Source organism: Gluconobacter sp. P5B12, from assembly GCF_018812035.1.
GTDB lineage: Bacteria > Pseudomonadota > Alphaproteobacteria > Acetobacterales > Acetobacteraceae > Gluconobacter.
On sequence record NZ_JACRVV010000003.1, the window covers coordinates 340,978 to 351,476 of the forward strand.

At 58.7% G+C, this 10,499-nt stretch carries 8 protein-coding genes; 4 read left to right on the forward strand and 4 right to left on the reverse strand.

Translation table 11 applies throughout. The features are described 5' to 3' along the window. The first annotated feature begins 2 nt into the window (after positions 1-2). The 4 genes from KP702_RS08365 to KP702_RS08380 all read left to right on the forward strand — a co-directional run bounded on the left by KP702_RS08365 (position 3) and on the right by KP702_RS08380 (position 6,799). Positions 3-1,556: an MFS transporter gene (locus tag KP702_RS08365; RefSeq protein ID WP_211569117.1), complete on the forward strand. Its 1,554-nt coding sequence runs from the start codon at positions 3-5 to the stop codon at positions 1,554-1,556. A 50-nt stretch (positions 1,557-1,606) separates the two neighbouring features. Continuing rightward, positions 1,607-2,785, forward strand: a complete 1,179-nt coding sequence (locus KP702_RS08370; RefSeq protein WP_215768768.1) for an HlyD family secretion protein — start codon at positions 1,607-1,609, stop codon at positions 2,783-2,785. Further along, entirely contained in the window at positions 2,782-4,212 is a 1,431-nt protein-coding gene (locus KP702_RS08375; protein ID WP_215768769.1) for an efflux transporter outer membrane subunit, read from the forward strand. Before KP702_RS08370 ends, KP702_RS08375 begins: the two co-directional genes overlap by 4 nt. Positions 4,213-4,369: 157 nt before the next feature. Continuing rightward, positions 4,370-6,799 (forward strand): membrane-bound PQQ-dependent dehydrogenase, glucose/quinate/shikimate family, encoded by a 2,430-nt coding sequence (locus KP702_RS08380; RefSeq protein WP_215768770.1) that lies wholly within the window; start codon positions 4,370-4,372, stop codon positions 6,797-6,799. Positions 6,800-6,876: 77 nt separating this feature from the next. Here the strand turns inward: KP702_RS08380 and KP702_RS08385 are convergent, their stop codons facing one another. The 4 genes from KP702_RS08385 to KP702_RS08400 are packed head-to-tail and all read right to left on the reverse strand — an operon-like array spanning position 6,877 to position 10,402. Continuing rightward, positions 6,877-8,127, reverse strand: a complete 1,251-nt coding sequence (locus tag KP702_RS08385) for an aldehyde dehydrogenase family protein (RefSeq protein ID WP_215768771.1) — start codon at positions 8,125-8,127, stop codon at positions 6,877-6,879. A 12-nt stretch (positions 8,128-8,139) separates the two neighbouring features. Then, entirely contained in the window at positions 8,140-8,556 is a 417-nt protein-coding gene (locus KP702_RS08390) for a DUF2141 domain-containing protein (RefSeq protein WP_175266154.1), read from the reverse strand. Further along, complete coding sequence (locus KP702_RS08395; protein ID WP_023942417.1) at positions 8,553-9,644, reverse strand: glycosyltransferase family 2 protein; 1,092 nt, start codon at positions 9,642-9,644, stop codon at positions 8,553-8,555. Before KP702_RS08395 ends, KP702_RS08390 begins: the two co-directional genes overlap by 4 nt. After that, positions 9,641-10,402, reverse strand: a complete 762-nt coding sequence (locus tag KP702_RS08400; RefSeq protein ID WP_234931106.1) for a lysophospholipid acyltransferase family protein — start codon at positions 10,400-10,402, stop codon at positions 9,641-9,643. The genes KP702_RS08395 and KP702_RS08400 overlap by 4 nt, the downstream gene beginning before the upstream one ends. Positions 10,403-10,499: the final 97 nt, after the last annotated feature.

Sequence of the window (10,499 nt, forward strand, 5' to 3'; positions counted from 1 at the left end):
GCATGACGCCACAGCAAAGGTCATTGTTCGGGCTTGCCGGCATCATCGCCCTCTCTTTCGCTACAGAACTGAACGAACAGGTCTCGGCTCAGGCGCTTCCTGATATCGCGGGTGCTCTGGGGTTGAGTCTGGACTCCCAGCGCTGGTTCTCGAGTTTGTACATTACCGCCGAAATCATCGGGATGTCGGTCTCACCCTGGCTTGCCGTAACACTGACTTTGCGACGGTTTTCGTTTTTTGTAGCGCTTCTCGCTGTCCTGTCGTCCAGCCTTATTCCGTTCACCTCCACCCTGTCCCTACTCTACATCCTGCGTGTTTTTCAGGGGCTGGCAGGAGGATTTACTGTTCCTCTTCTCATGACCATAGCCTTGCGGGTTCTCGCGCCGCCCATACGGCTTTACGGTCTGGCCGCATATGCCCTGACCGCAACTTTCTTTCCCAATCTCAGCATGGCATTCGCCGGATTATGGACGGATCTCGTGGACTGGCGTTTCGTCTTCTGGCAGTCGATTCCGCTCTGCACCCTGTCTTTCCTGCTGTTGTGGTACGGCATGCCGGTCGATCCGCCAAAACATGAGCGGTTTTGGAAGTTCGACTGGAAAGGTTTCCTTCTGATTGTCTTTGGAATGGGCTCTTTCTCGATCATGCTCCAGATGGGCGACTGGATGGACTGGTTCAACAGTCCTTTTATCTGCGTGCTCGGGCTGACAAGCCTCGTCTGTATTCCGCTTTTCGTTCTAAACGAGTGGTTTCACCCACTTCCACTGTTCAGGTTCCAGCTGCTTGGTCGCCGCAACTTTGCCTACGGCGCGACCACCCTGCTGACCTTTGTTGTCATTTCTCTTTCCTCATCCACGTTGCCAGCATCCTTTTTGCAATCCGCCGCTGGTTATCGTCCGGAACAGATCTATCCTGTCACACTGGAAATCGCGACCATACAACTCGTCATGCTTCCTCTGATGGCGGTCGTTCTGAACAAAACCTGGGTAGATTCCCGCATTGTCAGCTTTATCGGCATGGCCTGCATTCTGACGGCGTGCATCGGCGATTTCTTCCTTACCTCGAACTGGAACCGTGACCAGTTCTATCTTTGGCAGGCGTTACAGGGCATTGGCAACGCGATGATTGTCATGCCTCTGCTGATGATGTCCACCAACACACTCGATCCTTCGGAGGGACCATTTGCCTCTGCCATGGTCAACACACCGCGGGCGGTTGCAGAAGCCGTAGGCATCTGGTTGCTTCAACTCATGCACCGCGAACGAGGCTCGCTTCACTCTGATCGGATTGCTGACCACCTCGGGCAGGTTCGTTACAGCCTCGTGCAGGGCACAAACCCTGTTCTGCAACGGCCTGCTCCTCTCACGCCCTCCGGCCAGGCTGCCTCTCCCGGCAGTATGGGCGCCTTGCATGCCCAGATGGCCCGACAGACCGCAACGTTGACGTTCAGCGATGACTGGGTCGTGCTCGGGGGTCTCGTGGTTTTTCTGATGATCTGGGTCTGCGTCCTTCCCGTTCGAACCTATCCCCCCCGTATCGTGTTTCAGTCGAAATAACTCCCGAAGCCATCCTGCATACGGCAGGACATGAAAGGAATTGCCGCAGGATGGCAGACCAGCACGACAAGTCTTCCCAGGATACTCGGGAAGAGGAACAGAAAAAAAAGCAGGACCGCAAACACCAAATCATTACCCGCTGGCTGTTCATTGGTGGGGGTCTTGTCATCCTCATTTTCATCGCTGTCGTTCTGGCCATTATTTTTGTACCCAACCGCCATGTCTGGACCGACGATGCCTATGTGACAGCCCATTATACCGTCGTTGCCCCCCGGATCGCCGGACAAGTGATCGCTGTTGATGTCACAGACAACCAGCCCGTGAAAGCCGGACAGGTTCTTGTCGAACTGGACCCCCACGATTACCAGACCACACTGGATCAGAGCCGTGCGACGCTTGCCCGGGACGAAGCACTCGTGCAGGACGCCGCAGCCAGCGTGTCACGCCAGCCCTCCATTATCGATGAAAATGTCGGGGAAGCCGCCCGCATCCGTGCCCAGCTCGTTTTTGCCCGTCAGAATGACCAGCGATATACCAACCTGGCCCGTACGGGTGCCGGTTCGACGCAGGAACATCAGCAGTCCGCAGCGAGCCTGCGCGAAATGGAGGCAACACTCCAGTCCCTTGAAGCACGCATTGCCGCCGCACGCGCCCAGATCCCTGTCCTTCAGGCCCGACACAAATCTGCACTGGCGACCGTGGATATGGACCGTGCCCACGTCCGTCAGGCCGAACTGAACCTGTCCTATACCAAAGTCCGCGCGCTGGAAGACGGTATGATCGGCGAACGCAGCGTCCAGACCGGAAATTATGTTGCTCCAGGTGCCGCTCTTATGGCGCTCGTCCCGCTCGACCAGATCTGGATCCGCGCCAACTACCGTGAGCTCGCGCTCCGTCACATGCGTCCAGGTCAAGCTGTCAAAATTCATGTGGATGCCTACGACGTGACTCTGGATGGGATCGTGGACAGCATTCCCCCTGCCTCGGGCGCTGTCTTCGCCCCCATTGCGCCGGAAAACGCGACCGGAAACTTCACCAAGATCGTCCAGCGGCTGCCGGTCAAGATTATCCTTGCGCCGAACCAGCCGCTGGCCCGTCTGCTGCGTCTTGGCTTTTCCGTAGAGACCACGGTGGATACCAACCTCGACAATGTCACCGTCGAACAGCTTCAAAGCCCGAAAAGCGTTACGACTTCCCTATCTTCCCCAACATTTGCTGCGGCGCCATGAAGCGCCATTCCATTTCCGCATTGCTGACCGGAAGCCTCGTACTTTCGGCCTGCACCATGGGGCCGGACTTTCATCGCCCGACCATGAATACTCCCGCCAGTTGGGGGCCTGAACCCCAGAGTGCCAGTCAGACCTATGCGGGTGCTGTCGACACGCACTGGTGGCAAAATTTCCATGATCCCGAACTGACCAGCCTCACCAGCCGGCTCGGAAAACAGAACCTCAGTCTGCAGATCGCCGCAGAGCGCATCAGCGAGGCCCGGTCACAGATGAGAGCTGCCGCATCCGCGGGTCTGCCACAGGCCAACTGGTCCGGCTCCTACGCCTACCGCCAGCTCAGTTCTGAAGGTATTTTTTCGCTCGCGGAACCACGACCCGGTTCGAGCATGAATTTCAATCTTTACGAAAACGTCCTGAGCACCAGTTGGGATCTGGATCTATTCGGTACCATTCGCCGCAGCGTTGAAGCGCAACGTGCCAACGAAACAGCCATGTTTGCGGCCCGCCGCGCCACAGCGCTCGCTGCAGTTAGCGACCTGGCGACTAGTTACATGCAACTGCGTGGCGTCCAGCAGCAACAAGCCATTCTCAAATCGAATATCGCACTGGCCCGACGCAGCCTGAATCTGGTGAAAGATCGTTTCGCCAATGGCGTTGCCACGACTCTGGACGTCTCACAGGCCTCTGCACAGCTTGCCAGCATGAACGCTGATTTACCCGGACTTGAAAACTCCGAAGCAGCTCTCATCAATGCTATTGGTCTGCTTTTGGCAGAGCCCCCCCGCGCCCTTGAGGCCGAATTGAGGCCATCCTCTGTCCAGCCGCCCCTCCCGGCCCACGTTCCCGTGGGTTTTCCATCAGATCTGACACGTCGTCGTCCGGACATCCTTGAGGCCGAAGCACGTCTCCATGCTGCGACCGCAGAAGTCGGTGTTGCCACGGCGGCCTTTTATCCGGACATCACGCTCGCCGGGAATATGGGAACGGAGTCCTTTTCCGCTTCTGATTTCTTTTCGCTGCCGGCAAAGCAGTTCAGCGTTGGTCCTACCCTCAATATTCCTGTTTTCGAAGGTGGACGGCTGATCTCTACGCTCCAGTTCCGCAAGGCCGCGCAACGTGAAGCCATCCTGAGCTGGCACAACACGGTTTTGAATGCCTGGCGCGAAGTCGACGATGCCATGACGGCCTATACCAAGGCACAGTCAACTTATAATCTGACGCAACAGGCACTTCTTCAGAACAAGGCCGCCTTCAACGCCGCGCATGAGCGTTACCGGCAAGGCGCGTCGGATTATCTGAACGTCGTGGCAACACAGGCAGCTCTGCTTTCCAGCCAGTCTGCCCTTTCCATTAGCCGAACGCGAACTGAGACCGCACTTGTTGCCCTTTACCGCGCACTGGGTGGAGGTTGGCAGTATGCCGAATAAACCTAGGTAGAGCTTGTTAGATCTTTGACCTCTTTTCAGAACAAGACGGAATAGGCCTCAGGAGGCCGGTCCTGAAAGAACGCCCTATTTTCTTTTTTAGGAAACTGTCCTCCCCCATGCGGGATTAATCCTTTCGGTTACCCCAAAGGAAAAATCCATGCCGCCCACGCCTCGACGCAGTTCGTTCCTGCCCCTTGTGACTGGCATCTTACTCGTTCTGCTCGGCCTGGGTCTGGCCTTGCCCGGTTTCTGGCTGATTGGGCTGGGAGGCTCTTTCTACTACGCCGTCGCAGGCGTCCTCATGGTGGCGTCCGGCATTCTGATGATCCGGCTTCACCCCGGTGCTTCCGCAGTTTATGCCGCTCTCCTGCTTTATACGCTTGTCTGGGCATTGGGGCGCGTAGGCCTTGATGGCTGGCGCCTTCTCCCGCCTCTTGCCCTGCCAGCGGGGATGGGCCTGTGGGTGTTCAGCCCCTGGATTACAGGGCGACTACTCCAAGGCACGGAGCGTCGCTCCTTCGGCAAACCCGTTGTGGCAGGCGGCATGGCCTTCTGCGCGGCACTCTTTGTCTTTGTGTTCGCCTGCGGCTGGCACATTACTGCCTCGCGCGACCACCAGTTCAATCCGTTCCCCGGTGAGACCGGTGCGACCCTTCCGGGCGCGGACCAGCAGGCTGCCAATGACTGGCAGTTCTATGGTGGCTCTCCAGCCGGAGACCGCTTTGCTATGCCCACCCAGATCAATGCCGCCAACGCTCATGATCTGAAAGTGGCGTGGGTCTATCACAGCAAGGATCTGCCACGCGCGGGCGAGAACTCCCGCGGGCGGGAATTCAGCTTTGAAGCAACCCCCATCAAGATCGGCAACCGGCTGTTTTTCTGCACGCCACACCGAGATGTCGTGGCGCTGGATGCAACATCCGGAAAGGAAATCTGGCGATATTCGCCGGGTGGGGAATTCGGCAAGAACATCTATCAGGCCTGCCGTGGCGTTTCCTACGTCAATGCGCCGGGAACGGATTGCGCCCATCGCATCGTCTCAACAAATTCCAGCTCCCCTCCAACCCTATTTGAAATCGATGCCGACACGGGAAAACTCTGCGAGAGTTTTGGCGATCATGGCGTTGTGGATCTCCGGCGTGGGATGGGAGCTATTCCACCCGGCTTTCACTTCATCACCTCCCCCCCCATGGTGCTGCATAACCGCATCATGACGAGTGGCTGGGTCTATGATGATCAGACGGTTGGCGAGCCCTCCGGCGTCATTCGTGGCTTTGATGCCATTACGGGCCAACTGGCCTGGGCCTGGGACATGGGCCGTACACCAACCAACAAACCGCTGGATCCCGACGAAGTCTTTACCCGCGGCACCGCCAATGGCTGGGGCGTCTATACGGCCGATGCCGGGCTGAACATGGTTTACGTCCCGCTCGGGATTGCCACGCCTGACTATTTCGGTGGCAAGCGCCGGAGCTTTGACGAGAAATATGACAGCTCCCTTGTCGCCTTGGATATCACGACGGGCGAGGAGCGCTGGCATTTCCAGACCGTTCATCATGATCTGTGGGATTTTGACCTCCCGGTCGGCCCATCTCTGGTGGATCTGCCAGATACCCACGGCACCCTGACGCCCGCGCTGGTACAAACAACCAAGCAGGGCGAACTCTTCGTGCTGGACCGTCGAACCGGAGCCCCATTCTATCGCGTTCAGGAAACACCCGTACCCGCCGGGGACACGCCGGGCGAGCACTATTCGCCGACGCAGCCACTCTCCGTCGATATGCCCAATCTGCGCCGCCCTAATCTGACAGAAGACGACATGTGGGGCGCAACCCCGTATGATCAGATGTTCTGCCGCATTGCCTTCCGCTCCATGCGGGACAAGGGCCTCTTCACACCGCCGAGCCAGCAGGGCACCGTGGGGTTTCCAGCGTTTGATGGTGTGGCAGACTGGTATGGCGGCACCGTCGATCCGACGCACGGTGTCATGTATATCAACACCACCTTCATTCCGTTCCTGATGACGCTGGTGCCGCAGGAAAAAGCTCTTGCCAAAGGGCTCTACAAATCCTGGCATGACTGGGCACAGCCTTATCCAGAACCTGTTTTCACGAACAATCCCCAGCATGGCCTGCCCTTCGCGGCCGTCGTGAAGCCTTGGCTTGGCCCGTTTGGTGCCCCTTGCCTCGCACCGCCCTGGGGCAAAATGCAGGCCATTGATCTTGTTCACCGTCGGGTCATCTGGGAGCGGGCTCTGGGCACAACGAAGAATGTTGGCCCGACGAACATGCTGCGGATGCCCGTTGGCCTCCCCACCAGTGTCTTCTCCATGGGCGGCAGCGTAACCACGCCGAATGGTCTGGTGTTCATAGGCGCTCTGGCCGATCAAAGCTTCCATGTTCTCGACGGACACGACGGTCACACACTGTTCAAAACGGAACTGGATGCCGGCGGCAATGCCACGCCGCTGACCTATATGGGTGAAGACGGGCGGCAATATGTTGTGCTGGCTGTAGGTGGCCACGGCGGCCTAAAAACGCGCAACAGCGATGAAGTCGTAGCCTTTGCATTACCCAAAGCCCCATAAGGTCTGTTAGGGATCTGGGTTGTGTTGACACAAGACCTGATCCTGTCCCGGACGGACAGGTCTGCTGGCAACGTGACCTAGGTGCGAACAGACGTCGCCACAGGTCGCGTCAGCGCCAACAATCCCTCGGGCCCACGCGTTACTCCGTAGCCGCTTGCGCCTGCTCCTCCGAAAGGCAGTCTTGGATCTGCAGTGGGCACGATCAGGTCGTTGATACACACCGAGCCCGAGCGAAGCCGTCGTGCCAACCGGCTGGCCTCCGGCACCGGCCCGAAAATACTTGCTCCCAGCGCATATGACATACTCTTCTCCAGCATCATGGCTTCCTCGATATCCGAGATACCCGTCAGCGCCAGCCAAGGCATGAAAATGTCCGTATCCAGGAGGCGATGCAGTTCCTCCACCTGCGTGAATATGGTCACATCCCCCACCATCTCTACACGGCCACCCGCCGCCTCTATCCGTTCCGTCAGTGCCCTAAGCCGCGCTTGGCCAGCACTGTCGCATAACAGAGGTGCTTTTTGCGCTAGCGTGAACCTCAGCGATGCCAGAAGTGCTGCCTTGTCTTCGTGGCGGACAAAAACCCGATGCGGCGCAATACATGTCGCGCCGTTATTCAAACGGACCCCATAAGCAAGCCGACGCGCCACATGAGCCAGATCAGCCCCCGGCAACACAAACACAGGGTCCACACCTGACAGCTCCATAATCGTTGGCGTCAAGGTTTGGGCGGCATCCTGAAGCACTTGCCGCCCCGTCTGCGCCGATCCCGTCAGTACGATCAGATCAAAGCCCGCAGCGACTGCCTCCGCCCCTGAATCCGTCGGCAGAATTATGCACACCGCAGGAGGAAATCCCGCTCGTACCAGCAGCTTAACCAGCAAACGGGCTGCCGCCTCGCCTCCGGGAGCAGGTTTTAGAGCCACCATATTGCCCGCCACCAGAGCCTGCAAAAGTTGGATCCCCGGCAGCATCAGCGGGTAATTCCCCGGGGCAAGGATCAGAACCGTCCCGTAAGGCCGCCGTTCCACTCGCGACGTCACACCCGGCAGCCACAGCGGCCGCCTCCACACTCCTGCTTTGCGTGCTCGCAGGATTTTTTTTGCGTTTCGTTCAAGAAACCTGCACGCTGCCAGCAAAGGTAACAGCTCGGCCGTCCATGTCTCGACTGCCGGTCGTGCGGGAAACAGACTGGGTAACATGCGCCACCTGCCGCGCAAAAGCCGACGGAAACGTCTGACCAGACGCAGCCGAGTTGTCATCGGCACCGCCTCCCAATGCTCTGCTGCCTGTTTCAGTCGTGCGACCGTATCATCGGGCAGCGTCATCAGTCCGAACTCCTATTTCGTTCTCAGCGCCACGGACACAGCACTGTTCTGGCTTCCAAAGGAAAACGCTGCATCGGCAAACCGGGGCGGTCCGAAATGCATTGGCGGATTGCGCGAAAAACCCAACGGCTCTTTCGGCATCCCCAGAAAATTCTGATCCAGCTTCTGGTTGCCATTGCGGTCCTGAAAGACCTGAATCGCATAAACTCCAGGCTGAACATCCGGGAACGTCACGCTAACCTGTCCCAGCCGGGACGGCAGGACCGCATGATATCCGCAATCCGGCTGCAGAAACTCCGCTTTTGTACATACAGCCACACGAATATTTCCCGTTGCATCGGGAATGTTCGTCACTGTCACATCCAGTGACGCAGCCTGCACAATCCCGGGCAGCAGCAACAGGGAGAATGTCAGAGGAAATTTCATCATACAGATCTCCGTGGATAAGATCGTCCGCGCCAGCGCGGCGCATGCCCCAGATATCCGCAAACCAGCGCCTGCCATTGAATCATGAGCAAGAGCGCCGTTCCGAGCGGCGCCAGCACAACTGTGCCCCAGCCCTGCCGGAAACGATACGAGATCAGCCCTCGCGTCAGGAGCGTCATCCCAGCCGCCAGCCGCGACACTCGTGTTGTAGGTAGCAGAAACGGAATGATCTGCGCGCCCCCCAGCAACACGGTCCAGACTGGCAGTCCCCGAGGCGTCGCCATTCCTTCCGTCGCGTTTTTCAGGAGTCCGTTCCAGACATCCGATGCCCGGTGATACATACGACACGACGCGATGTCCGACGCGTCAAATAACATCGTCTTAAACCCGCAAGTCCGAAACTGTCGTGCCAATGCAAGCCCGTCATGCAGCCGGTTGCGGATGGCCGCATGTCCTCCGCTAAAATGGTAAGCGCTGCGCCTGACCAGAATGAGCTGACCACAGGCCGCAGCCAAGGCGGGTTTCTGCCCGCTATCGAACACCATCGGCAGATATCCCAGCAGCAGGACATGGATGAAGGGCAGCAGCAGCCATTCCAGAAAGGTCCGCGTCACCTGCCGGGGGACGCCACTGAGAAACGCAATATCAGGCCGCGCCAACATCAGAGCGGAAAGCCTCCCCAGCGCATCGGGCCGCAGCCGCACATCAGCATCCACGAACAGCATCAACTCATGCCGCGCCGCTTCTGCAAGCAGCGCACAGGCATGCGTCTTTCCACACCAGCCTTCCGGCAAATCAGGCGCCTGCAACACGCGTAGTCGCGGATCATTGCAGGCTCGCAGAATATCCAGCGTCCTGTCGCTTGAATGATCGTCGAGCACGATCAGCTCCAGCTCTACTCCCTTACTGGCCAGAACCGTCTCGATTGCCTCTCGAATGGTCTCCTCCTCATCACGCGCGGGGATGAGGACGGAAACCGGTCCGCACCGAGAGAGCCCGGGAAGCCTGCGCAATCGTCCCAGATTGAGCAGCGTCATGACAAAGGGCAGAAGCGCCGCCGCAAACGCCAGTTTCTCAAGCTTCCGGGTCATGGATCATGCCGTGGCTGAAAACTTTCCCGGCGCGCCCACTGTCGAACCCTGCGCCCGATATCGTAAAGCCCGCCAATCCCCGCTTGCCCCTGCGTGAACGTTGTAAAGCGTGACGCATCCCGCGTGCAGGCGTCCTGCGCCAGCGCATCCATCGTTTGCGTCAGGGCTTCCTCCATGCGCGACGTCACAGATCGCACACCCTCCCCGATTCCCACAGGCATCGGCGCCCCAAACCTGAGCAGAAGCTCCGGCTGGCTCTCGTTCCAGAACGGATATTCGATCGCCAGCGGCACAAGTCGAGCCGAGGGAACATGCCGCACAAGATGTGCAAATCCCGCCTGAAGACGAATGGGTCGGTCCCGGCTGTCGGCAAACTCTCCCTGAGGGGTGATCCACAGGACATTGCCCTGCTCCAACACATCGCGAGCAATACGGATAAACCGTCGGAGCGACTGCGCATCATTCGGATCGAGAGAGATCAGACCGGCCTTTTCCAAAAGCGGATACCGGCGCAGCGCCGCTGCTTCCATCGGCCCATAACCGTGACAGTAGCCAAAAAAATGATGCTGCAACCACGCAAAAACTGCTGGATCCCACCACCCCGGATGGTTCGCGCAAACGACAAGAGGTCCTCGATGTCGTAGAGCCTCTGCGTCTCCTGACAGCCGAACCGCATTGAAACCGCGTCGGATGCCTCGGCGCATTCCCTGCGAGACAAGTGCTGCCACCAGTGGATGCCGCCCCCCCGACGCTGTCATGATGCGCAGGCTTCCGCCATGTCATGATCGGCACAATCCGCTGCGATCCAGCCCGACATCAGCGCCATCGGCATCCCCGCCCCCGGATGGGCAGCCC

Excerpts from the sequence above, each read along its gene's own strand:
- KP702_RS08365 (WP_211569117.1), top strand. The coding sequence starts at position 3 with ATGACGCCACAGCAAAGGTCATTGTTCGGGCTTGCCGGCATCATCGCC.
- KP702_RS08370 (WP_215768768.1), top strand. The coding sequence starts at position 1,607 with ATGGCAGACCAGCACGACAAGTCTTCCCAGGATACTCGGGAAGAGGAA.
- KP702_RS08375 (WP_215768769.1), top strand. The coding sequence starts at position 2,782 with ATGAAGCGCCATTCCATTTCCGCATTGCTGACCGGAAGCCTCGTACTT.
- KP702_RS08380 (WP_215768770.1), top strand. The coding sequence starts at position 4,370 with ATGCCGCCCACGCCTCGACGCAGTTCGTTCCTGCCCCTTGTGACTGGC.
- KP702_RS08385 (WP_215768771.1), bottom strand. The coding sequence starts at position 8,127 with ATGACGCTGCCCGATGATACGGTCGCACGACTGAAACAGGCAGCAGAG.
- KP702_RS08390 (WP_175266154.1), bottom strand. The coding sequence starts at position 8,556 with ATGATGAAATTTCCTCTGACATTCTCCCTGTTGCTGCTGCCCGGGATT.
- KP702_RS08395 (WP_023942417.1), bottom strand. The coding sequence starts at position 9,644 with ATGACCCGGAAGCTTGAGAAACTGGCGTTTGCGGCGGCGCTTCTGCCC.
- KP702_RS08400 (WP_234931106.1), bottom strand. The coding sequence starts at position 10,402 with ATGACAGCGTCGGGGGGGCGGCATCCACTGGTGGCAGCACTTGTCTCG.